19 protein-coding genes and 1 pseudogene are annotated in these 22,513 nt (G+C 65.7%); 3 read left to right on the forward strand and 17 right to left on the reverse strand.

The features are described from left to right. Positions 1–42: 42 nt before the first annotated feature. The 8 genes from hslU to F7R02_RS16095 form a co-directional block, all read right to left on the reverse strand. Positions 43–1,410 carry an ATP-dependent protease ATPase subunit HslU gene (hslU, locus tag F7R02_RS16060; protein ID WP_078591317.1) on the reverse strand — a complete coding sequence of 456 codons (1,368 nt, stop codon included), beginning with the start codon at positions 1,408–1,410 and terminating at the stop codon, positions 43–45. A gap of 110 nt (positions 1,411–1,520) precedes the next feature. Beyond that, entirely contained in the window at positions 1,521–2,072 is a 552-nt protein-coding gene (gene hslV / locus F7R02_RS16065) for an ATP-dependent protease subunit HslV (protein WP_003482763.1), read from the reverse strand. 196 nt (positions 2,073–2,268) lie between these two features. Next, the gene (gene xerC / locus F7R02_RS16070) at positions 2,269–3,186 is read right to left on the reverse strand and encodes a tyrosine recombinase XerC (RefSeq protein ID WP_139371112.1); all 918 of its coding nucleotides are present in this window, start codon (positions 3,184–3,186) and stop codon (positions 2,269–2,271) included. Between the two features lie 180 nt (positions 3,187–3,366). After that, the gene (locus F7R02_RS16075) at positions 3,367–4,038 is read right to left on the reverse strand and encodes a DUF484 family protein (protein WP_167521043.1); all 672 of its coding nucleotides are present in this window, start codon (positions 4,036–4,038) and stop codon (positions 3,367–3,369) included. Beyond that, positions 4,035–4,889, reverse strand: a complete 855-nt coding sequence (gene dapF / locus F7R02_RS16080) for a diaminopimelate epimerase (RefSeq protein ID WP_005923514.1) — start codon at positions 4,887–4,889, stop codon at positions 4,035–4,037. The genes F7R02_RS16075 and dapF overlap by 4 nt, the downstream gene beginning before the upstream one ends. Continuing rightward, positions 4,879–5,127 carry an LPS translocon maturation chaperone LptM gene (gene lptM, locus F7R02_RS16085; RefSeq protein ID WP_011050444.1) on the reverse strand — a complete coding sequence of 83 codons (249 nt, stop codon included), beginning with the start codon at positions 5,125–5,127 and terminating at the stop codon, positions 4,879–4,881. The genes dapF and lptM overlap by 11 nt, the downstream gene beginning before the upstream one ends. A 56-nt stretch (positions 5,128–5,183) precedes the next feature. After that, a complete protein-coding gene (locus F7R02_RS16090) occupies positions 5,184–5,582 on the reverse strand; it encodes a YbaN family protein (protein ID WP_078591314.1) in 399 nt (132 codons plus the stop codon). 367 nt (positions 5,583–5,949) lie between these two features. Further along, a complete protein-coding gene (locus tag F7R02_RS16095; protein WP_139371111.1) occupies positions 5,950–8,058 on the reverse strand; it encodes a S9 family peptidase in 2,109 nt (702 codons plus the stop codon). Between the two features lie 109 nt (positions 8,059–8,167). Here F7R02_RS16095 and F7R02_RS16100 point away from each other — a divergent pair, with 109 nt between their 5' ends. Beyond that, entirely contained in the window at positions 8,168–9,352 is a 1,185-nt protein-coding gene (locus F7R02_RS16100; RefSeq protein WP_078591313.1) for a pyridoxal phosphate-dependent aminotransferase, read from the forward strand. Between the two features lie 288 nt (positions 9,353–9,640). Here the strand turns inward: F7R02_RS16100 and F7R02_RS26925 are convergent. The 3 genes and pseudogenes from F7R02_RS26925 to F7R02_RS16115 all read right to left on the reverse strand — a co-directional run. Next, positions 9,641–9,916, reverse strand: a pseudogene (locus tag F7R02_RS26925) (P-loop NTPase family protein); the annotation flags it as partial. A 174-nt stretch (positions 9,917–10,090) separates the two neighbouring features. Beyond that, positions 10,091–12,184: a prolyl oligopeptidase family serine peptidase gene (locus F7R02_RS16110; RefSeq protein ID WP_078591311.1), complete on the reverse strand. Its 2,094-nt coding sequence runs from the start codon at positions 12,182–12,184 to the stop codon at positions 10,091–10,093. A 67-nt stretch (positions 12,185–12,251) separates the two neighbouring features. Then, entirely contained in the window at positions 12,252–12,563 is a 312-nt protein-coding gene (locus tag F7R02_RS16115; RefSeq protein ID WP_033483885.1) for a hypothetical protein, read from the reverse strand. Between the two features lie 370 nt (positions 12,564–12,933). Between F7R02_RS16115 and F7R02_RS16120 the strand changes: the two genes are divergently transcribed. Then, the gene (locus F7R02_RS16120; RefSeq protein WP_078591310.1) at positions 12,934–13,503 is read left to right on the forward strand and encodes a lipocalin family protein; all 570 of its coding nucleotides are present in this window, start codon (positions 12,934–12,936) and stop codon (positions 13,501–13,503) included. A gap of 109 nt (positions 13,504–13,612) precedes the next feature. Here F7R02_RS16120 and F7R02_RS16125 read toward each other — a convergent pair whose 3' ends face one another. Further along, positions 13,613–14,578 carry a helix-turn-helix transcriptional regulator gene (locus F7R02_RS16125; RefSeq protein WP_005916857.1) on the reverse strand — a complete coding sequence of 322 codons (966 nt, stop codon included), beginning with the start codon at positions 14,576–14,578 and terminating at the stop codon, positions 13,613–13,615. 555 nt (positions 14,579–15,133) lie between these two features. On the opposite strand from F7R02_RS16125, the gene F7R02_RS16135 reads away from it, so the two are divergent. Beyond that, positions 15,134–15,934, forward strand: coding sequence for a DUF481 domain-containing protein (locus F7R02_RS16135; protein WP_005916853.1), 801 nt, complete (start codon positions 15,134–15,136; stop codon positions 15,932–15,934). 130 nt (positions 15,935–16,064) lie between these two features. Here the strand turns inward: F7R02_RS16135 and hemC are convergent, their stop codons facing one another. From hemC to mdoH, 5 genes are all read right to left on the reverse strand, one after another. Further along, positions 16,065–16,979 carry a hydroxymethylbilane synthase gene (hemC, locus tag F7R02_RS16140; protein WP_078591309.1) on the reverse strand — a complete coding sequence of 305 codons (915 nt, stop codon included), beginning with the start codon at positions 16,977–16,979 and terminating at the stop codon, positions 16,065–16,067. Between the two features lie 30 nt (positions 16,980–17,009). After that, a complete protein-coding gene (locus tag F7R02_RS16145; RefSeq protein WP_007965008.1) occupies positions 17,010–17,747 on the reverse strand; it encodes a LytR/AlgR family response regulator transcription factor in 738 nt (245 codons plus the stop codon). 30 nt (positions 17,748–17,777) lie between these two features. Further along, entirely contained in the window at positions 17,778–18,830 is a 1,053-nt protein-coding gene (locus F7R02_RS16150) for a sensor histidine kinase (protein ID WP_078591308.1), read from the reverse strand. A 4-nt stretch (positions 18,831–18,834) separates the two neighbouring features. Further along, positions 18,835–19,503, reverse strand: a complete 669-nt coding sequence (locus F7R02_RS16155; protein ID WP_011050437.1) for an alpha/beta hydrolase — start codon at positions 19,501–19,503, stop codon at positions 18,835–18,837. Between the two features lie 154 nt (positions 19,504–19,657). Beyond that, positions 19,658–21,595 carry a glucans biosynthesis glucosyltransferase MdoH gene (gene mdoH, locus F7R02_RS16160; RefSeq protein ID WP_078591307.1) on the reverse strand — a complete coding sequence of 646 codons (1,938 nt, stop codon included), beginning with the start codon at positions 21,593–21,595 and terminating at the stop codon, positions 19,658–19,660. Between the last annotated feature and the right edge of the window lie 918 nt (positions 21,596–22,513).

Genomic DNA, 22,513 nt, shown 5'->3' on the forward strand with positions numbered 1-22,513 from the left:
CGGGTCTGTTCCATCCCACGCGCAGGTTGCCGTGCAACGTCGTCAGAGGATGTAGCGGCTCAGGTCCGGATCCTGTACCAGCTCACCCAGCTGCGCATCCACATAGGCGGCGTCCACGGTCACGCTCTGCCCATCGCGATCGGGCGCTTCGTAGCTCAACACATCGAGCAAACGCTCCAACACGGTGTGCAGGCGACGGGCGCCGATATTCTCCTGGCGCTCGTTGACCTGCGCGGCAATCTCGGCAAGCCGATCCACCGCATCGGACGCAAACGTCAACGCCACACCTTCGGTCTGCAACAGGGCTTCGTACTGCTTGATCAAGGCGGCCTTGGGCTCGGTGAGGATGCGGACGAAATCGGCCTTGGTCAGCGCGGTCAGTTCCACGCGGATCGGGAAGCGGCCCTGCAGCTCCGGGATCAGATCGCTGGGCTTGGCCAGGTGAAACGCGCCTGATGCAATGAACAGGATGTGGTCGGTCTTGACCGTGCCGTACTTGGTGGACACGTTGGAGCCTTCCACCAGCGGCAACAGATCGCGCTGCACGCCTTCGCGACTGACATCGCCACCGCTGGAGCCGGCTTCGCCGCGCTTGGCCACCTTGTCGATCTCATCGATGAACACGATGCCGTGCTGCTCGCACGCTTCGATGGCCGCGGTGCGCACATCGTCTTCGTTGACCAATTTGCCCGCTTCTTCTTCGATCAACAGCGGGCGCGCCGCCTTGATGGTGAGCTTGCGCTTCTGGGATTTGCCGCTGCCCAGATTGGAAAACATCTGGCGCAGTTGCTGGCCCATTTCTTCCATGCCCGGCGGGGTCATGATGTCCATGCTGGCGTTCACCGCCACTTCCAGTTCGATCTCGCGCTCGTCCAGCTCGCCGTTGCGCAGCATGCGACGGAACTTGATGCGGGTGTCGTTATCTTGGGAGGAGGGCTCGTTGCGCGCCGCTTCCGGATCAAACCCAATCCCGGCCGCGCGACGTGGCAGCAATGCGTCCAGGATGCGGTCTTCGGCACGCTCTTCGGCCTGGTTACGCACGCGCACCTTGGCCTGCTCGCGATACAGCTTGACGGCGGTATCGGCCAGGTCGCGGATGATCTGCTCCACATCCTTGCCCACATACCCCACTTCGGTGAAGCGCGTGGCTTCGACTTTGACGAACGGCGCGTTGGCCAGTGTCGCCAGGCGCCGTGCGATCTCGGTCTTGCCCACACCGGTAGGGCCGATCATCAGGATGTTCTTGGGCATCACTTCGTTGCGCAGTTCTTCCGGCAACTGCATGCGGCGCCAGCGGTTACGCAGCGCGATGGCAACCGCGCGCTTGGCGTCGTGCTGACCAACGATATGACGGTCGAGCTCCTGCACGATTTCGCGCGGAGTCATGGTGGCGGTATCGATATTAGGCATTAGGGAATCGAGAATTGGGAAAGGGGAATCGCAAAAGCAAACATCAAGAGCCTATGGCGTCGAAGTGGGGACGAAACCGCTGCTGCGATTCCCGATTCCCCACTCCCGATTCACAGCTCTTCGACCACCACGTTGCGATTGGTATAGATGCAGATATCGCCGGCGATATTGATCGCTTCGGCGGCAATGGTCTTGGCATCCAGTTGCGTGTGCGCCAGCAGCGCGCGCGCAGCCGACAAGGCGTACGAGCCACCCGAGCCGATGGCGATGATGCCGTCTTCCGGTTCGATCACATCGCCGGTGCCGCTGATGATCAGCGAGGTTTCTTTATCGGCCACGGCCAGCAGCGCTTCGAGCTTGCCCAGCCGGCGCTCGGTGCGCCAATCCTTGGCCAGTTCCACTGCAGCGCGCGTCAGTTGGCCATGCTTGTCGAGCTTGGCTTCGAACAATTCGAACAAGGTGAACGCATCGGCTGCCGCACCGGCGAAACCGGCCAGCACCTGACCCTCGCGCCCGAGCCGACGCACCTTGCGTGCATTGCCCTTCATGACCGTATGGCCAAGGGTGACCTGGCCATCGCCGGCGACGGCGACATGCCCACCACGTCGAACCGAAATGATGGTGGTGGCGTGAACGATGTTGGGGTTCTGGCTAGGGTCCATGGATCCTCCGGGGGTTTCCAAGGAGGTGGGGACGCCCCTGCCGGGTTCAAGCACGCTGCGACCAGTCGCCGCAGGCTGGTGTGGCAGCGCTCACTTGCGAGACGGCAACACGTTTGCACGCGACATGCAGACCGACCTGCGGCAGTGAACTGCAGGAGTCGATGACGCCGGCTGCCGGCTGCTTACAGCTTAGCGCTCACTCTGCAGCTTTCTTGCGCCTGGCACGCGGATGCGCAGCGTCGTAGACCTTGGCCAAGTGTTGGAAATCCAGATGCGTGTAGATCTGGGTTGTGGCGATGTCCGAATGGCCCAGCAACTCCTGCACGCCGCGCAGATCGGCGGACGATTCCAGGATATGGCTGGCGAAACTGTGGCGCAGCATATGCGGATGCACGTCCTTGAACATGCCCTGACGCACTGCAAGTTGCTTGATGCGGATCTGCACCGCACGTTGCGAAATCGCACCGCCGGCACGGCCAGGGAAGACGTGGCTGTCGGCGCTTGCACCACTGTCGCGCCGCCATTCGCGCAAGGCGGCGATCGCGTGCGAGCCCACCGGCACCAGGCGCTGCTTGCTGCCTTTGCCGAGCACCATCACCAGGCCGCTGTCCAGGTCCAGGTCGCGCCAGCGTAATGCGCATAACTCGCTCAGGCGCAGCCCGGACGAGTAGAACACTTCCAGCAGCGCACGATCGCGCAGGCCTAGTGGCGCATCGGTCGGTACTTCCACCAGACGCACTGCTTCGTCGGCGTCCAGCACCTGCGGCAACTTGCGCGGCGCCTTGGGCGCACGCAGCGCCGCCGCCGGGCTGGCCGAAATGCGGCCACGCTTGAGCAACCAGGCGTAATAACTGCGGCATGCCGACAGACGGCGCTGCAGGCTCTTTGCCGACAGCCCGCGCCGATGTTCTGCCGCAACGAATTGCCGCAAGTGCGCGCTATCGAACTGTGCAGTCTCGGCAGGCACTGCAGCGTCCTGCACGCCATCGTCTGTCTTCTGCTCAGACGCCCAGACGACCAGGGCAGCAAGGTCGCGCCGATACGCGTCCAGCGTGTGCGCCGATACTTGCCGCTCGACCTGCAGGTACGTCAGGAACTCATCGACCGATGACACGTCAGCGCCTCCGATATCGCGGCGTGACTGCCGTCATCTGCAACATGCGCGCGAACGCGCGCCCTGCAGGTGCAGACAACCCGGATAGTCGACTGCCACCATCTCGCCCTCCCCGCTGCGGAAGCAGCGCCATCGCCAACGACCCCATGTCGCCAACGTCGATGGACGCAGCCATCGGCCTCACACCTCGAAGCGTTGCAACGCCACGCTCAGCGATTCGCCCATCATGCGCAGGAACAGCGTGCCCATGCCGGGATAGAACCGGTTGGCATCGCTGCTTCCCACTGCGATCAGGCCGATGCCCGGCAGCGGCAGCAACGCGGTGGATTGCACCTGCCCCGCCTGTGCACCGTAAAGCAGCGCGTGTTTTTCAGCCTGCAGGCGGCCGCAGATGGGCTCGCCATCGTTGAGGCAATCCCGGAACGGCGCCAGCCGTGCATCGTCGATTGCGATGATCTGCAGCCAGTCCGCATCCAGCGCATCGATGGGTTTGAGCAACACCAGCCGCACCAGTTCGCCGTTGAAATCTTCTGCCAGCGAGGCGGCCATCGCCTTGAGCGTGTCGGCCGCGCTGGCCTGGCGCATCAACGCAAGCGTGAGTTGATGGGTGCGTACTGCCAGCCGCTCGTTTTCCTGCGCATTGCTGCCCAGCTCGTGCAGGCGGCGCGACAGTTCGCGGTTCTTGTCGCGTAGTACTTCCAGCTGGTAGGTGGCCAACGAGGCGGTGGGGCCGTCGTCGCGCGGCACCAGCAAGCTCACCGCCAGATCCGGGAACTGCTTGAGGAAGGTGGGGTGACGTCGCAACCACGTGGCCACGTCGTGCGCGCCGAATTTGTCCGTGTTCTCGCTCATCGGTTCCACTCTCCATCGAAGACGAACACAGCCGGGCCGGACATCACCACCTGCTCCTGGTCGCCGGGCCAACGAATGCGTAACTCGCCACCGGGCAAGGACACCTGCACATCGCGCTCGACACGGCCGCGCTGCATCAACACCGCCGCAGCCGCACAGGCGCCACTTCCGCAGGCCAGCGTTTCGCCAACGCCGCGCTCGAACACGCGCAGGCGCACGTGCGCGGGGTCGACTACCTGCGCGAAACCCACATTGACCGAATCGGGAAACGCGGCGTTTTGCTGCAGCAGCGCGCCCACGCGTTCCACCGGCGCTGCATCGACGCGACCGACTTCGACCACCGCGTGCGGGTTGCCCATCGACACCGCACCAAAGCGCACGGTCTCGCCGTGCACCGGCAGCGCATATTCGTCGCGTGCATGCGCAAACCCGGCCAGCGGAATCTGGGTGGGCTCGAACTGCGGGACGCCCATCGCCACCGCGTAACGGTCGCCGTCGAGGCGCTCGACCGCGTGCGCGGTCGCCGGACTGTCGATGATGAAGCGCCCGCCCTGGGCGGTGCCGTCGCGCACCAGCCACGCGGCGACACAACGCGCGCCATTGCCGCATTGGCGCGCGGCCGAGCCATCGGAATTCCAGATGCCGTAGGCTGCCGCAGCGCCTTCGCTGCGCGGCGCCTCGATGGTCAGGATCTGATCACAGCCAACTCCGAAGTGGCGGTCGGCCAACTGCGCTGCCAGTGCGGCATCCGGTGGTGGCGTACCGTCGCGCAGGTCCAGCACCACGAAATCATTGCCGGCGCCATGCATTTTGGTGAAACGCAGACGCCCGCTGCGACCGTCAGCGCTCATTGCCGCTGCTAGCGGGCTGGTCGGTGGTAGATGCAGGCTTGGTGTCGCCATCCACCGGCGCAGGCGTGGACTCGTCCAGCGGTTGCGACGCATCCGCCGGCTGCGGCACCGGCTGGGCTTCCACCGGCACCGGCTTCTGCGGCATCACCAGCGGGCCCTTGTTGCCGCAGGCGGCAAGCAGGACAAAGGTCGCACCAACCAGTGCGAGACGAACAGACGGTCGGGACATAATGCTCATGGGCCGAAGTATAGCCAGAACACCGTTATGGCCGTGCGCTCGGTGGCCCGCTGCGTTCAGTGCGCGCCGGGCAGGGGGCGCGGCGGCGGCTCGGGGCGCAACCACAGCCAGATTGCTACCACGGCCATGCTGCCGATCGACAGGCACTTGACCCAGAACACCGGCACGCACCACAGCATGATCGCGGCGCAGACCGTCATGGTCAGCGTCGCCATCCACTTGGCCTTGCGGCTGACCGCACGGTAGGTCTGCCATTCCACGATCGCCGGACCGAAGCGCGGATGCGACAGCAGCCAGTTATGCAGGCGTTCGGAGCCATGCGAGGCCGCCCAGGCAGAGATCAGGATGAAGACCGTCGTCGGCAGCCCCGGGACGAAGATCCCGACGATGCCGGTAACCAGGCTGGCGTAGGCCAGCAACCACCAGGCCCAGCGGAATCGAGTCGGTCGCGTCATGCGCAAATGATACGGCCAGCGCTGCGGTTTGGTGAGTCGGCCCTGCAGCGATGATTCTATCGCTGCAGAAGGGCGCGCTCTGCGCAGCGGGCGGCGTGCAGCGCGCGCTGGCCGCCAGATCTGCCGCGTCGCCCCACCGCGCTGCGGTCAGATACGCAGCCCCAGCCGCAGCGACGCCTGACTGCGATGCCCGGCTCGCTGCAGGACGAGGCAGCGAACGCACCACGCCGATAAGGAAAAACGAAGGCGGTGAGGCGGAAGATGGAAGACGCGCAAGCCGCTCGCATCCCAGCGAGCAGCCAGCTCCCGCCCAAGCCATCCGCTGTAACGAATCCCGACTCCCGACTCCCCAATCCCGCCCGTCCAGCTACTTCACGCCCAGCTGATCCAGCACGAACGCATACGACTCGGCCAGCTCGCGGTAGCGGCGGAAGCGTCCGGATTTGCCGCCATGCCCGGCTTCCATATTGGTACGGAACACGATCGGCTGGGTGCCGGTGTTGTCGTCGCGCAGCTTGGCCACCCACTTGGCCGGCTCCCAGTACTGCACCTGCGAATCCCACAGGCCGGTGCCCACGAACAGCGCCGGGTACGCCTGCTTGCGCACGTTGTCGTACGGCGAGTACGACAGCATGTACGCGTAATAGTCCTGGGTTTCCGGGTTGCCCCACTCGTCGTATTCGTTGGTGGTGAGCGGAATGCTGGCGTCGAGCATGGTGGTGACCACATCGACGAACGGCACCTGCGCGACCATCACGCGATAGTCCTGCGGCGCCATGTTGGCCACCGCGCCCATCAGCAGGCCGCCGGCGCTACCACCGGATGCGGCAACGCGGTCCTTGGCGGCGTACCCCTGGGCGACCAGACCGCGGGTGACATCGATAAAGTCATTGAAGGTGTTTTTCTTGTGCAGCAGCTTGCCATCGTCGTACCACTGGCGCCCCATTTCCTGGCCGCCGCGGATGTGCGCGATGGCATACACCACACCGCGGTCCAGCAGGCTGATCGCCGGCAGATTGAATGCCGGGTCCATCGACATGCCGTAACTGCCGTACGCATACTGAAACAGCGCTGCGCTGCCGTCCTTCTTGAAGCCCTTTTTGTACACCAGCGACACCGGCACCTTGACCCCGTCGCGCGCCGTCACCCACACGCGTTCGGTCACGTATTTGCTGGCGTCGTAGCCGATCACCGGTTGTTGCTTGAGCAACCTGCGCTCGCCGGTCTGCGTATTGAGCTCGTAGGTGGTCGCCGGCGTGGTCAACGAGGTGTAGCTGTAGCGCAGCCAGGCGGTATCCGGCTCGGAGTTGACGGATAGACCCATCGAATACGCCGGTTCATCGGCCTTGACGTACTCATGGCTGCCATCGCGCTTGAGCAAGCGCACACGCTCCAGTCCGCCGGAACGCTCTTCGATGGCGGTAAACCCATCGAACAATTCGAAGTCTTCGATGTAGACGTTGTCGTCGTGCGCCACCCAGTCGGTCCACTGCGTGCGTGTGGTCGCATCGGTGGGCGCAGTGACCAGCTTGAAGTTCCTGGCGTTGTCGGCATTGGTGCGAATCACCCAGCGGCCATCGAAATGCTCGGCGTGGTATTCCACATCGCGCTCGCGCCCGGCCAGCACCTTGAAGGCGTCCGGCTCGGCGGCCAGCGCATAGCGGGTTTCCGAAGAGACCGTGCTTTCCATCTCGATGGTGATGTACTTGTCGTCGCGCGTGCGGCCGATGCCCATGTAGAAGCTGTCGTCCTTCTCTTCGTACACCAGCACATCGTCCCTGGACGGCGTGCCCAGCAGGTGCTTTTTCACGCGCACGGTGAGCAGCGTTTCCGGATCGTTTTCGATATAGAACAGCGTCTTGTTGTCGTCGGCCCACACCACATTGGCCGAGACGCCCTCCACCGTGTCCGGATAGAGTTCGCCGGTCTCCAGGTTCTTGAAGCGGATGGTGTATTGACGGCGGCCAACGGCATCGTCGGCCCAGGCGAGGATGCGATTGTCCTGGCTCACCGCGGCATCGCCCACGCTGAAGTAGCCCTTGCCCTGCGCCATCTGGTTGACGTCGAGCAGGATCTGTTCCGGCGCCTCCATGCTGCCCTTGCGGCGCGCCTGGATCGGATAATCCTTGCCGGTTTCGAACCGCGTGTAATACCAATAGCCGCGCTCGCGATACGGCACGCTGGCATCGTCCTGCTTGATGCGCCCGACGATCTCGGTATACAGCGCTTCTTCCAGGGGTTTCAGCGGCGCCATCACCTTGTCGGTGTAGGCATTCTCGGCGTTGAGATACGCCAGCATCGCCTTGTCTTGGCGCTTGTCGTCGCGCAACCAGTAATAGTCGTCATTGCGGGTCGCGCCGAACGGCGCCTTGACCACATGCGGGTGCTTGGCAACGTCTGGCGGCGACGGAAGGGCGGCGAAGGCAGGGACAGTGGTCATCAGGCTGGCGATCAGAACAGTGAGAACGGGCTTCATCAGATTGGGGTCCATTGGATGAACGCAATGCCATCCCAGCACCCGAGTGTGGAAGAGCCTTCTGTCGGGCGCCATGTGTCCTAGGTCATGCTGGTCTATCATCGAACCAATGGATTCCACACTTCCGTACGCAGGCGGCTATAGCCGCCGCAGCCAGGACATCGCCCCGTTTCATGTCATGTCGCTGCTGGCGCGCGCCAATGCGCTCGAGCAGGCCGGCCACGACGTGATCCACCTGGAAATCGGCGAGCCCGATTTCACCACTGCCGCGCCCATCGTCGCTGCCGGCCAGGCGGCATTGGCGGCCGGCCACACCCGCTACACCGCCGCACGCGGGCTGCCGGCGCTGCGCGAGGCGATTGCCGGCTTCTATGCGCAACGCTACGCCTGCAACCTCGATCCGGAGCGGATCCTGGTGACACCCGGGGGGTCTGGCGCATTGCTGCTGGCCAGCAGCCTGCTGGTGGATCCGGGCAGGCATTGGTTGCTCGCCGACCCGGGCTACCCCTGCAACCGCCACTTTCTGCGCCTGGTCGAGGGCGCCGCGCAATTGGTCCCGGTCGGCCCGGACAGCGATTATCAGTTGACCCCTGCGCTGGTGGAGAGCGCCTGGAACGCCGACAGCGTGGGCGCCCTGGTGGCCTCGCCGGCAAACCCCACCGGCAGCGTGCTGTCGCGCACGCAACTGGCTGCGCTTTCGCAGGCGCTGCATGCGCGCGGCGGCCACCTGGTGGTGGACGAGATCTACCACGGCCTGACCTACGGTCTGGATGCGCACAGCGTGCTGGAAGTGGACGATGGCGCGTTCGTGCTGAACAGTTTTTCCAAGTACTTCGGCATGACTGGGTGGCGGCTGGGCTGGCTGATCGCACCGCCCGACGCGGTGCCGGAATTGGAAAAGCTCGCGCAGAATCTGTACATTAGCGCCTCGACAATTGCCCAGCACGCCGCACTGGCCTGCTTCACGCCCGAGAGCATCGCCCTCTTCGAAGCGCGCCGCGCCGAGTTCCAGCAGCGTCGCGATTACCTGCTGCCGGCCTTGCGTGCGCTGGGATTCGAGATCGCGGTCGAACCGCAAGGCGCGTTTTACTTGTATGCCGACATCAGCGGATTTTCAGATGATGCGCAGGCGTTTTGCGCGCATTTTCTGGAGACCGAACATGTTGCGTTTACGCCCGGCATCGACTTCGGCCACTACCGCGCCAATCAGCATGTACGCATTGCCTACACGCAAAGCCTGCCACGCCTGGAACAGGCGGTAGAGCGAATTGCGCGTGGGTTGAAGCGGTTGTAGATCGACATTGCGTAGCCGCAAGTTAGCCCGCCAGCATCGCGCCCGGAACGCAGCATCGCTCGGCTGAAAGAGGGCGTACGACAATCATCTAGGTGCGCCAGTGGGGCACTGCAACCGTTCGCTGCGATAGAACCGGTCGATTGCCGCGGTCGTGCGCAATGCAATCGTCGGCACGTCTACAGCCTTGATCGAACGCGACAGTTCCGCTCGTTTGCGAGGTTCAACAATTGCAATATGGCGGAGCATTGCCCAGGTGACCTCATTCTTGGCGCCTTCCAGCGCACCGTAACGGTAAGGCTCGTACCAGCTTCGCCTCAGATAGCGGAGCACGCTGACGATGGTTGGAACATCCAGCACGATCACGCCGGTGGCAAGCGCCAGACGTGGCGCAAGACAGCCCAGGTAATTGCCGTCAATCACCCAACGTTCCTGGGCGATTGCGGCGCAGTGAAGCGCCACGAAGTCCTGTCTGGGCCGAGGTATCCAGGCGGTATTGGGCAGGTGATGCAACTGGTCCAGATGCACCGGCACGCAACCGCGCGCCTGCGCGATCGCCTGCGCCAGGGTCGACTTGCCGCTGTTGGAAAGTCCGAGAATGCAGATCCGTGGACCGAGATCATCCAGTTTCATCGCGCCGCTCCAGACACCGGCAATACCCACCGGTCGCAAACGATCCGGCCCGCTGTGCACTGCCAGCGGGCCGGTATCGATCAACGCAGCGCAACCGGCAATGATCGCTCAGTCGGCCAGCCGCTCCCACAGAAAGCTATACGCCAGCGCGGCCATATGCGCAGCCTGCGCATTATTGGCCGCGCCGCCGTGTCCGCCTTCGATGTTCTCGTAATAGGTGACGTCCTTGCCGGCCTCGATCATCTTGGCCGCCATCTTGCGCGCGTGGCCAGGATGCACGCGGTCGTCGCGCGTGGAGGTCAGGAAGATCACCGGTGGGTAAGTCTTCTTCGGGTCGAACAGGTGGTACGGCGAGAAGGCCTGGATGAACGTCCAGTCGTCGGTATCCGGGTTGCCGTATTCGGCCATCCACGAGGCGCCGGCCAGCAGGTGGCTGTAGCGCTTCATGTCCAGCAGCGGCACCTGCACCACCACCGCGCCGAACAGCTCCGGATACTGGGTGAGCATGTTGCCGGTCATCAGGCCGCCATTGCTGCCGCCCTGCACGCCCAGATGCTTGGTCGAGGTGATCTTGCGCGCCACCAGATCCTTGGCCACTGCGGCCATGTCCTCGTAGGCCTTGTGGCGATTCTGCTTGAGCGCGGCCTGGTGCCAGCGCGGGCCGTATTCGCCACCGCCGCGGATATTGGCCACCACGTAGACGCCGCCCTTCTCCAGCCAGGCGCGCCCCAGGCCACCGGAGTAATTGGGCGTCATCGAAATTTCGAAACCGCCGTAGCCGTACAGCAAGGTCGGCGCGCTGCCGTCGAGCTTCAGGGCCTTCGGGCGTACCAGGAAATACGGCACGCGGGTGCCGTCCTTGCTGGTGGCGAAGTGCTGCTCGATGGTGTCCTTGCCGGCATCGAAGAACGCCGGCATGGTCTTGAGCGGCTGCGGCGCAGCGCCCACGTCCACCCACGACAAGGTGGTGGGGGTCAGATAATCGGTGACGGTGAGCCACAGCGCGTCGCTGTCGTCGCTATCCACCGCGCCGACATCCACCGTACCGAAGCTCGGCGCACCGACAAACGCGCTCTTTTTCCAGCCATCGCGCGAGGGTGTGATCACGCTCAGACGGTTCTTGACGTCTTCCAGCACGTTCAATACCAGATGCGACTTGGTCCACGCCATGCCGGCCAGCGAGGTGGTGTCGGTGGGCTCGAACAACACATCGAAGTTGCGTTTGCCTGCCATGAAATCGTCGAAACGCGTGGCCAGCAAGGTGCCGGGCTTGTAGGTCTTGCCGCCGACCGTCCACGGTTCGCGCAGCTCCAGCGTCAGCCACTGGCGCTTGACCGACTTGCTGGCCGAATTGGGCACGTCCACCTTGACCAGCGTGCCGTCGGCACCCTTGAGATACAGCTCGTCGTTGTAGAAGGCCAGCGTGCGGCTGACGAAATCGCGCTCGAATCCGGGCGTGTCGTCATGCATGGCTGCGATGTACATATCGGTCGGCTTGCCTTCGTACACCACGGTCGCGGCAGTCAGTGGCGTGCCGCGCTTCCATTGCTTGGCGATGCGCGGGTAGCCGGAGCTGGTCATGCTGCCGGCGCCGAAGTCGGTGAACACGTAGACAGTGTCCCGGTCGATCCAGCCCAGCCCACCCTTGGACTCGGGACGGAAGAAGCCGTCCTTGACCCATTGCTTGCTGCCCAGATCGAACTCGCGCGTGACATCGGCATCGGCACCGCCGCGCGACAACGCGATCAGGCAACGCTGGTAGTCCGGGCGCAGGCAGTCGGCACCGTGCCACACCCAGTTTTCGCCTTCGGCCTTGTTGAGCGCATCCAGGTCCAGCACCGTTTCCCACTTGGGCGTGGCCTTGCGGTACTCGTCCAGCGTGGTGCGCCGCCACAGGCCGCGCTCGTGCTGCTTGTCCTTCCAGAAGTTGTAGTAGAACGCGCCGATCTTCTGGACGCCCGGAATCTTGGCGTCCGAATCCAGCACTTCGCGGATGCTGGTTTCCATCTGCTTGAACGCCGGCGTGCTGGCCAGCCGCGCCTCGGTCTTGGCGTTCTGGGTCTTGACCCAATCCAGCGGCTTGGCGCCGGTGACATCTTCCAGCCAGGCGTAGGGATCGTTGGACACGGGGGGTTCCTCTGCAGAGACGGCGCCAGCGGTGATCAGGCCGGCAACCAGGCAGATCGAGGCGAACTTGGGCATGAATGTTTCCGGAAAAACGAATGCCCGGAACGTAGCACAGCGCCCCGTCGGCCAACCCTGCCGAAGGTCAGGCTGCGCGCGCCTGTGTCGCCGTACGCGAACCACTGCGCCGACGCTGGGCCTGCGGACCACGCCGCCGGGGCGCAACACGGCGCGCGCCACGCGGTGCCAACGAAGGCAGGGCAAACCGGTGCAGGCTCCACCACGCCAGCATCGGCATGCCGACCAGCCACAGCGGCAACCAGCCAATCCACTCGCTGCTGCCTCGCGCGGCCGGCCAGACCAGCACCAGGGCCAGCCCGGCCAGGGCGATCTGCCGCACCGGGCGCAGCACGCGCGGGTCGGGACGTTCGGAACGGGAAGCAGGACGATGCGACATGGCGGCACTCCGTGGCAGGAAGGATCACAACAGGCGCGCAGGATTGCCGCAGCCCATCTCACAGGCTGCGACCTTGATGCGGGGCATCGATCGGGGCGCCTGCTGGAGCGCGTCACAGGCTTGTAAGAGTGCTGCCGACCTGCGTCGGCGCCTGGCAACCCGCACGCAGGCGACACAGGATCGACGCCACGCGGCAGAGCGAGCCGGTCGCGCCGCCAGCGCCTGATCGGCGCCCGCCCGCCAGCCGGCCCCGGCCGCACGGCGTTCGCCACAGATCCCCCGGCTGCCGATGCCAGGCCCGACCGTTGACGCGAACTTGCCCCCTGCATGCGGTAGTGTGCTGCTCCGACTGCCTCCTTGTGATGTTGCGATGCGCCTGACCGTTACGATCGCCCTCGCCTTTCTGCTCGTCCTCGGCCTGCCTGCGGCACATGCCAAAGACACGCCCGCCACGGAGCCGGCAATCGATTTGTCCAAGATCATGGGCACCTGGTACGTCATTGCGCGCATGCCCAACGCGGTCGAGCGCGGCCACGTCACCAGCCGCGACGAATACACCCTGGTCGAAGACGGCAAGGTGGCGGTGCGCTATCTGTACCGAGACGGGTTCGGCGAACCGGAAAAGGAAGTCAATGCGCGCGCCTCGGTGGATGCCGACAGCGGCAACCGCGACTGGCGGGTGTGGTTCTACAAGGTCATCCCGGCCAAGCAGCGCATCCTGGAAATCGCTCCCGACGGCTCCTGGATGCTGATCTCCTACCCTGGCCGCGACCTGGCCTGGATCTTCTCGCGCAAGCCGGACATGAGCCGCGACCAGTACCGCATGCTGGTCAACAAGATGCGCGACGACTATTCCATCTATACCGACAAACTCAAGCGGGTGCCGCAGCTGCGCGAGCAGGTGGACCGCCTGGGTTTTGAAGAGCCGAACAAGCGCTGAGCGTTCTTGGTCGCACTGGCCATGCGCCGGGTCGGCAGCGCCTCGTCGACCGTCATGCAGATGCGCGCCGCAGCAGCCACGCGGCGCAGCCATTCACCGCCGGCCAGGCTCAGTCGTAATTGCTCAATGCCAGCGACAACAACGCCTTGGCCTGCTCGCGCAGCGACATGGGCTCGACGATCTCTGCGTCCGAGCCGTAGTGCAGCACGTCCATCAGCAATTCGCGCGAGTTGCTGTACGGCAACTTGAGCTCGTAACGGCCATCGGGCAGAAAGCGGCCCTGCTGCTTGGAATGCCAATGTTCGTCGGCAACCCAGCGCGCGGCCTTGGAGCTGAACACGATGGTCGCCCACCCCTTGGGCGCCCCGGAAAAAATGCCGTAGCTGGCGGCAAGCTGCTCGTCCAGTTCGCTGTCGGGCACATCGCGCGGCGCCGCATCGAGCAGACGCGCGTGGTTGATGCGGTCCACCGCAAAGCTGCGCACGCCGTCGCGCCCATGATCCCACGCGTCCAGATACCAGTTGTCGCGGTAATGGGTGATGCGCTGTGGCGACACCGTCCGCTTGGTCGATTCGTCGGTCGAACGCGCACGGTAATCGAAGCTCAGCTGCTTGCGCTCCAGCACGCCGGAGGCCACGGTGCGGAAGCTGGCTTCGTCCAGCTTGCGGCCACGGTGTGGAATGACCCGCACCCGATCCACCGGCCACTGCGAGACGCCGGCCTGGGCAGCCAGCAGTCCTTCGATGCGCTGCTGCAGCGGTGCCAGCATCGAGGACAACACCCCGCCGCCGGTGCGCGCGAGCAGCTGTTGCGAGGCCAGCAGCGCGTGCAGTTCTTCCGAACTCAGCCACAGGCCGGGCAATTCGAAGCGGTCGCTTTCGCCGGAGAGATAGCGAAAGCCCGATTCGCCATCGCCTTCCACCGGCGCCATCAGCGCGTCGCGCAGAAACGCCAGATCGCGGTAGACAGTTGCACGGGAACAGCTCAGCTCATCCTGCAGCCGCGCCACCGTGACCGGATAGCGTGCCGATTTGAGCAAGCGATGCAGGGAGTTGATGCGTTCGTAGCGGTCCATGCGTCGATTATGTCCGAGTCTTTGCGCGGCGGGGTGAGCATCGCGATGTGACGGCGGGCAGACGGCGGCAAGCGCCCAGGGGACGTGCGACGCAGCGGCTTGGTCTGTTGGGTCGGTGGCAGCATCCACCGCGTGCCGGCATCGCGTGAGCGTTCGCGCAGGCCCTTGGTTGGCAGGCATCGCCGGTAGCGCTGGCACGCGACGCAATCGGCCGCTGAGGCTCCTGCCACGTGGCAGTCCAGAGGTCCTGGCGACATCCCCAGGCCGCCGCCATGCGCACGCGCGCCCGGGCAGGTTGCTGCGATTCACGCCAGGCACCTGTCCCGAGCCACTTTCATTGCCCTGACAACGACTGCGCAGGTCACACTGGCCATACGCCAGCCGCTCACAGATCGCCCTTCGCCGTCGCGCCCATCTGGAGCTGATCGCCCCAGGCCGCTTGCAGCGTCCCAACCGGCAATGAAGCTGATATTCACTTGGCGATGACGGCACCGCACAGTCCGTTATCATGAAATCGCTTTCACCCCTCCTCCCGCCTTCCAAAGCGAGCTGCCCATGTCCCGCCGTGTCCCGTTGCCTGCCCTGTTGCCGCTGTTGTTGATTACGCCCTCCGTCTGGGCCCAGGCAGTCGCACCGGCGCCGGCAGACCCGGCCGCAGTGGTGCTGCCGTCACCGTGGAGCGGCAGCAGCGGGGAGCTCGGCTACGCAGCGGCGCATGGCAACAGCACCACCGACAGCCTCAACGGCCGCGTGCGCCTGCGCTACACCGACGGCGACTGGATCCATAGCCTGGACGCCACCGCGTTGCGCTCGAGTTCGGAATACACCAACACCAACGACGACGGCAGCACCACGCGCGAGCGCCAGACCACGGCCGAGCGCTACACCGGCAGCGTCGGCAGCGCACTGCAGCTGGGCGAACACCGCCAGCTCACGGCCACCGGCCGCTACGAACACGACGACTTCGCCACCTACGATCGCCTGGCCACCTTCGGTATCGGCTATGGCACCCGCCTGATCGACGCCGACCGCTTCTACCTGGATGCGCAGGTCGGCCCGGGTGTGCGCCGCGCGCACAACAGCGACGAAGACCGTAACGAAACCGGCCTGATCGGCCGCGGCCTGTTCGACCTGAAGTACACCGTCACCGACAACACCGATCTGATCAACACCCTGCTGGTGGAATCGGGCGAGTACAACACCTATGCGCAAAACGATTTCGGCGTGCAGGTCAGCATGAACTCGCACTTTGCGCTGAAGGCGGCGTGGCAGATGCGTCACAACAGCGATGTCAGCGACGGCGACAAGAAGACCGACACGCTGACCACGGTCAATCTGGTCTACACGTTCAAGTAAGCGACTCGACTCGGTAGGAGCGACCCTGGCCGCGACAAGCGTTCCCGGGAACGCCTGTCGCGGCCAGGGCCGCTCCTACGACAGCCGGGGCGTGGGCCGGGCGGCCAAAGGCCCGTGCGATGACAGCGCGCTACAGCTCGGCCAGCAGCTGCGCGGCGCCCTTGTCGAACAGTCCTTGCGCAACGCGGCGGCCAAGCGCTTCGGTCTCATCGGCGCTGCCGTGCGCGTCGGCATGGATCAGGCGGCCGTCGCTGGCGCTGCCCACCATGCCCTGCAGGAACAGGTCCTGCCCTTCCCAGCGCGCGAAGGCGGCCACCGGCACATGGCAGCTGCCGTGCAGGGCGCGATTCATGGCCCGCTCGGCTTCCACGCAGGCACGCGTGCGGCCGGCATCCAGCACCGCCAGCAGGCTGTGGATGCGTGCGTCGTCGCCACGGCATTCCACCGCCACCGCGCCTTGCGCAGGTGCGGGCAACCATTCCGGCGCGTCCAGCCGTGCGCTGATGCGTGCTTCCAGCCCGAGCCGCTGCAGGCCGGCGCAGGCCAGCACGATGGCGTCGTAACCGCCGTTGTCGAGCTTGGCCAGCCGCGTGTTGACGTTGCCGCGCAGGTCGATCAATTCCAGGTCCGGGCGCGCGGCACGCAACTGCGCCTGACGACGCAACGAGGAGGTGCCCACGCGCGCGCCCAGCGGCAGCGCCTGCAGGCTGGCGTAGAGATTGGACACCAGCGCATCGGCCGGGTCGCCGCGTTCCAGGATGGCCGGCAGCACGAATGGGGCGTCCAGTTCCATCGGCACGTCCTTGAGCGAATGCACCGCGCAATCGGCCTCGCCGCGCAACATCGCCAGTTCCAGCTCCTTCAGGAACAGACCCTTGCCGCCGATCGCGGCGAGCGAACGGTCCAGCACCTCGTCGCCGCGGGTGCTCATCGGCACCAGCACGACCTCCAGGCCGGGATGACGCTGACGTAGCGCGTCGGCGACGTGTTCGCTCTGCCAGAGGGCAAGCGGGCTTTTGCGAGTGGCGATTCGGAGCGTGGTCATGCCGGCATTATCGCGGAGCCGGCACCGAACTCACAGTTGCCGTAATTGATCGCGCAGGCTGGCCACGCAGCGACGACTCACTTCCAGGGTCTGCGGCACGTTGCGCAGCACCGCATGGACCTGGCCATCGCCGCTGCGGCGCAGTTCCACCAGCTCATCGCGGGCGACCAGGCAATTGCGATGGATGCGCACCAGGCGGTCGGCGAATTCGTCTTCCAGCGACTTCAGCGACTCTTCAATCAGGTCCTCGCCACGCGTGTGATGGACGATGACGTACTTCTCTTCGGCCTGCAGGTAGCGAATGTCGCCAATGGCGATCAGCCGCAGGCTGCCGCGCAGGCGTGCGCACAGATGGGTGCGCAGCGGCCTGGGCGCGGTGCCGGGCACGCGGCCGGCCAGGAAGGTGGCGACTTTCTCCAGTGCAGACGCCAGCCGTTCCGGGCGCACCGGTTTCATCAGGTAATCCAGCGCGGCCGCGTCGAACGCCGACAACGCATGCTGGTCGTACGCGGTGCAGAACACCACCGCCGGCGGCGGCTGGCTTTGCCGCAGCAGGCGCGCAGTTTCCAGGCCGTCGACGCCGGGCATGGCGATGTCCAGCAGCACCAGGTCCGGATGCAGATGTTCGCACTGCTGCAGCACTTGCTGGCCGTTTTCGGCCTCGCCGATCACCTCGACCTGCGGATGCTCGCCCAGCAACATGCGCAGGCGCTCACGCGCCAGTGGCTCGTCATCGGCGATCAGCACCCGCACTTGCGTGGCCGTCATGGACTCCCCCTCGCTGCAGTGACTTTCCCCTCACGGCAGCGGCAATGTGATCTCACAGGCATAGTAGCCTTCAGCCCAGCTGGCCGCCATCCGTGCCCCGGCGCCGAACTGGAACGCCAACCGGTGCGAGATGCTGGCCTGGGCATGCCCGGCGCCGGCCAGCAACGGCAACTGGGTGCCGGGCTGCGGCGCCGGGTTGACGATGCGGATCTGCAGCTGGTTGCCGCGCTGACGCAGCGACAGGTACAGCGTACCGCCTTCGGGCATGCGCGAAACGCCATGCAGTACCGCATTTTCGACCAGCGGCTGCAGCACCAGCCGCGGCATCGGCAAGTCCCACGGCAACGGTTCCTGGCGGTGCCAGCGCACTTGCAGGCGCTCGCCCAGGCGCAGCGATTCGATTGCCAGATAGCGTTCGGCCAGTTCGCATTCGGCACGCAAGGTGGAGACGCCCTCGCCGGCACCGAGCGCCGCACGGAACAGATCCGACAGGTCCAGCACCGCCTGCTCGGCCACCACCGGGTCGCGCCGCAGCAGGCTGGCGATGAGGTTCATGCTGTTGAACAGGAAGTGCGGGCGGATGCGCGCCTGCAGGGCATCGGCCTCGGCGCGCGCGTTGGCCTGCACCTGCACCTCCCAGCGGTCGCTGACATAGAAGTAGCGCAGCGCCAGCGCAGTGATCAGCACCACCGTGGCCGCACTGCCAAGCGTGAACCGCCAGAAGCCGACCTGCGCGCCCAGCGGCACCTGCCCGAGCACCGCATACAGGCCATGCACGATGCCGGCACCGAACATCGCCACCACGGCAGCGATCAGCAAGGCGCTCAGCCCGCCCAGCCGCGGCGGCAATCGCGACAAGGTAGGCCGCAACACGCACAGCAGCACGGTGACCGCCAACGCCAGCCAGAGCGCCAGGCCGCTGGCGGAGAGGAACCGCGACAACGTGATGCTGCGCGCGGCGCCGGCATCCGGTACCAAGGTCACCACCAGCACCACCAGCTCGGCCAGGCCCAGCATCGCGCCCAACCGCGGCAGCCGGCACAGGTCCGGCATCCAGGCGATCTGCGGCGCGCGCTGGGCCATGGGCTCAGGCAGCGGTAAAGCGCGCCTGCAACCAGTCGCGCAGGGCCTCGATTTCTTCCAGGCAGACCTGGTGGCCCATCGGGTAGGTATGCCAATCCAATGCGAAGCCCAGCGTGCGCAAGGTCTGCATGCTGGCCTGGCCGGCCGCCAACGGCACCACCGGGTCGGCCGTGCCATGCGCCATGAACAGCGGTTGGCGCAGGGCGGCCGGCTGCAACTGGCTGGCGGCCGCGGCCGGATCCGGCAGATAGGTGGACATGGCGATCAGCCCGGCCAGCGGCACGCTGCGCTGCAGGCCCACCGCCAGGGTCACGGCACCGCCTTGCGAGAAGCCGGCCAGCAGGATGCGCTCCGGCGCGATGCCGCGGCCCTGCTCACGGGCGATCAAGGCCTCGACCTGGGCCACCGACTCGGCAATGCCGGCCTTGTCGGCGCGCTGGGCGAAATCCATGCCGACGATGTCGTACCAGCCGCGCATGCGCACGCCGTTGTTGATGGTGATCGGGCGGATCGGCGCATGCGGGAACACGAAGCGCAGCGCGGGCCACTGCGGGCGCACCAGCTCCGGCACCATCGGGGCGAAGTCGCTGCCATCGGCGCCCAGGCCGTGCAGCCACAGCACGCTCCATTGCGGGTTCGGTCCGGTCTCGCGTTCGATCACTTCCAGCATCATCCAGCTCCGCTTGCGGGCTGGGCATTATGCCTTGTGCGAGGGGTAGGCCAGATCAGCTGGCGCCAGAGGCTTGAGGCCCGCGGATCGCCACGGGCCTCCTGCACGCGACAACGCAACAGCGCCGGCCAGCGAGACCAGCGCCGATGCGCACTCCTCAGATCAGCGACGGTTCCAGCGCGGCGGCGCGGCGCAGCTCGGACGCACGCACCAGCACCTTGGGCGGGTCGAGTTCTTCGGGGATGCAGAAAATACCGGCACGGCGCAGCGCCATGCCGGCGCGACGCAGCGAGGTCAGCGCCACCACCGGGATCGACAATGCCATGCCAACGATCACCGGCCCCATCCACGCGGCCAGCGCCGGCGAGACCGCATAGGCCACCGCACCCATGAACAGGCCGAACACGGTCAGACCGCCATAGCTGCGCAACAACGCCGGCCACGACAGCTTGCCGTCGTCGCGCACCTGCGCATCCCAGCCCGAATCCTTGCCCGCCAGCACCTCGAACACGCCGCGCGACTGCAGGTACATCACCACCGGCGCCATCAAGGCGGCCAGCACCGTTTCCAGCAGGATGCTCACCGCAGCGCGGAAGGCACCGCCGCAGGCGCGCAGTTCGCGCGGGTTGAGCAGCAGCGCGATGTAGCCGAGCAGCTTGGGCGCCAGCAACACGAACATGGTGCAGACGAAGATCCAGATCGCATTGCCCTGGCTGCTGCCATGCCAGTAACGGGCGGGCGAGAACGGCAGGTCGCCGGCCAGATCGATACCGCCGCCGGCCAGCGGAATGCCGATGCCGATCAGCATCAACAGACCCCACATCGGGGCGGTGAAGTAATGCCCGATGCCGATCAGCATGTGCATGCGGCTGATCCAGTGCAGGCCCTTGGCGCCGACCACCTTGGCGTGCTGCAGGTTGCCCTGGCACCAGCGGCGGTCGCGGATCAGCAGGTCGGTCAGCGTGGGCGGGCCTTCTTCGTAGCTGCCCTGCAGGTACGGCACCATGTGCATGGCCCAGCCGCCGCGGCGCATCAGCGCCGCTTCCACGAAGTCGTGGCTGAGCACATGCCCGCCGAACGGCTTGCGCCCGCGCAGCGACGGCAGGCCGGCGTGATCGGCGAAGGCCTGGGTGCGGATGATGGCGTTGTGGCCCCAGTAGTTGCTCTCGGCGCCGTGCCACCAGGCCACACCGAAGGCGATGATCGGCCCGTACACGCGGCCGCCGAACTGCTGCATGCGGGCGAACAGGGTCTGCCCGTTGACCACTGCCGGCAAGGTCTGGATCAAGCCCACGTCCGGGTTGTTTTCCATCCCTGCGACCAGCCGCACGATGGTGTCGCCGGTCATCACGCTGTCGGCGTCCAGGATCAGCATCTGCGGGTAGCTGCCGCCGAAGCGGCGCACCCAGTCGGCCACGTTGCCGGCCTTGCGCGCGGCGTTGTCGGCACGGCGTCGGTAGAAAATGCGGCCGTGCCCGCCGACGCGGTCGCACAACGCGTTGTAGACCAGCTCTTCGGCGCGGCCGATGTGCTCGCGGGTGGTGTCGCTGAGCACGAAGAAATCGAAATGCTCCAGCTGGCCGGTGTCGGCGACCGATTCGTAGATGGCCTGCAGGCCAGCCAGCAGCCGGCGCGGGTCTTCGTTGTAGGTGGGCATCAGCAACGCGGTGCGCGAGCGCAGCGTGGGCAGGGGTTGCTCCGGGTCGATGCCGAGCTTGCGGCCGGCGCGCGCCACCACGGTGACGAAGCCAGCCACGGCGCTGGCGAAGGACATGGCGATCCAGGCGAACAGCAGCACGAACAGGCCGAGCAGGCAGCCTTCCAGCACGCTGATGCCGTCGGGCCACAGCACGCTGAGCATCACCCATACGGCGATGGCGGTGGTGGCGAAGGTGCCGCCGATCAAATAGAAGCGGCGCACGCCGATGCCGGGCGGCGAAGTGCGCTGGTGGCGCACCTGCAGGCTACCTTCGCGCAAGTTCTGTTCGGGCATCGCCAGCGGCGCTTCCGGCGGCAGCGTTGGCGTGCCGGCATCGAGGGCGGAAACGGGGGGCATTGCAGTCGTTATCGGGGAAGGAGTCACGGTGCCATCCATCAGGGCTGCCCGTCGCGCGAGGACGACAGTGCGGGCTGACACGGGAGGTCCATCCCCGCCATGCAGTGCGATGTTGCCTGGCACGCGGCCGAGCGGGCGAGCCCGACGCTGTACGACCAAGACGCTCTGAAACCACTCCGATGCACAAGTTCTCCTGGCTGCAATCTCACCTCGCAGCTCATCCTAAAGAATCGACCGTTAAAGGAACGAACGCCGCGTACGGTCTTCGCCCTCCCCCACGAGGACCGCGCGGCAGACTACGCCGCACCGACCGAACGCAACCCCAACAGATTGCAGCCTAGCGCAGACGCTGTCACGGGCCGCTGGCCGGGCCATCCTGCTGGGGAGCTGCAATTGGTGTGCCATGACGTGCAATCGGTTGCAGCGACGGGGCTTTGGCGTTGCGTTGTGCCGATGCAGTCGAAGGCTTGGGGCAAGAGATCGGTTGGTCGCTCTAAATCGCTTGAGGCACTCTGGAGTTCCAGCCATTGCGGTGGTCGGACGTTCTCAAGGCCTGCGGCAACAGCGTGATTGGTCGAGTGTGCGGCGTCCTCACGCTCCAGGCAGTTGATCGATGGCCAGGAAGGCGGCTGGTCGCACGTAGCCTTCGTTTGCTGATGCAACAGCTTGATCAAGGGATCGATGAACGCCGTTTCAGGACATTCGGTTGGAGCGAGCAGGCGATACGTTTAAAACCCGACATGTACTGCTTGCCCATGCCGTACGCACCGACCACCACGACTGGCCCTTGCCCGCCCACCGTCGCGCGACCTGGGCGACATGGATGCCGCCACGGAGCTGACAGGCACGTACTTGTAGCGTGTCCTGCGGTGGTGGGCGGGCAAGGGCCCTGCAGCAATGCGCAGGCCCGCCTGGTGACAACTTCACTCTTGGCGCCAAGCAGCCACCTCCAGATGC

The sequence above is a fragment of the Xanthomonas cissicola genome, from assembly GCF_008801575.1.
Classification (GTDB): Bacteria; Pseudomonadota; Gammaproteobacteria; order Xanthomonadales; family Xanthomonadaceae; genus Xanthomonas; species Xanthomonas cissicola.

Bases quoted from the DNA above. Each gene is read 5' to 3' on its own strand.
- F7R02_RS16110 (WP_078591311.1), bottom strand. From the start codon at position 12,184: ATGCCCAAGTTCGCCTCGATCTGCCTGGTTGCCGGCCTGATCACCGCT.
- F7R02_RS16125 (WP_005916857.1), bottom strand. From the start codon at position 14,578: ATGGACCGCTACGAACGCATCAACTCCCTGCATCGCTTGCTCAAATCG.
- F7R02_RS16090 (WP_078591314.1), bottom strand. From the start codon at position 5,582: ATGACGCGACCGACTCGATTCCGCTGGGCCTGGTGGTTGCTGGCCTAC.
- F7R02_RS16095 (WP_139371111.1), bottom strand. From the start codon at position 8,058: ATGAAGCCCGTTCTCACTGTTCTGATCGCCAGCCTGATGACCACTGTC.
- lptM (WP_011050444.1), bottom strand. From the start codon at position 5,127: ATGAGCATTATGTCCCGACCGTCTGTTCGTCTCGCACTGGTTGGTGCG.
- hslV (WP_003482763.1), bottom strand. From the start codon at position 2,072: ATGGACCCTAGCCAGAACCCCAACATCGTTCACGCCACCACCATCATT.
- dapF (WP_005923514.1), bottom strand. From the start codon at position 4,889: ATGAGCGCTGACGGTCGCAGCGGGCGTCTGCGTTTCACCAAAATGCAT.
- hslU (WP_078591317.1), bottom strand. From the start codon at position 1,410: ATGCCTAATATCGATACCGCCACCATGACTCCGCGCGAAATCGTGCAG.
- mdoH (WP_078591307.1), bottom strand. From the start codon at position 21,595: ATGGATGGCACCGTGACTCCTTCCCCGATAACGACTGCAATGCCCCCC.
- F7R02_RS16100 (WP_078591313.1), top strand. From the start codon at position 8,168: ATGGATTCCACACTTCCGTACGCAGGCGGCTATAGCCGCCGCAGCCAG.
- F7R02_RS16115 (WP_033483885.1), bottom strand. From the start codon at position 12,563: ATGTCGCATCGTCCTGCTTCCCGTTCCGAACGTCCCGACCCGCGCGTG.
- F7R02_RS16075 (WP_167521043.1), bottom strand. From the start codon at position 4,038: ATGAGCGAGAACACGGACAAATTCGGCGCGCACGACGTGGCCACGTGG.
- F7R02_RS16145 (WP_007965008.1), bottom strand. From the start codon at position 17,747: ATGACGGCCACGCAAGTGCGGGTGCTGATCGCCGATGACGAGCCACTG.
- hemC (WP_078591309.1), bottom strand. From the start codon at position 16,979: ATGACCACGCTCCGAATCGCCACTCGCAAAAGCCCGCTTGCCCTCTGG.
- F7R02_RS16150 (WP_078591308.1), bottom strand. From the start codon at position 18,830: ATGGCCCAGCGCGCGCCGCAGATCGCCTGGATGCCGGACCTGTGCCGG.
- F7R02_RS16120 (WP_078591310.1), top strand. From the start codon at position 12,934: ATGCGCCTGACCGTTACGATCGCCCTCGCCTTTCTGCTCGTCCTCGGC.
- F7R02_RS16135 (WP_005916853.1), top strand. From the start codon at position 15,134: ATGTCCCGCCGTGTCCCGTTGCCTGCCCTGTTGCCGCTGTTGTTGATT.
- F7R02_RS16155 (WP_011050437.1), bottom strand. From the start codon at position 19,503: ATGATGCTGGAAGTGATCGAACGCGAGACCGGACCGAACCCGCAATGG.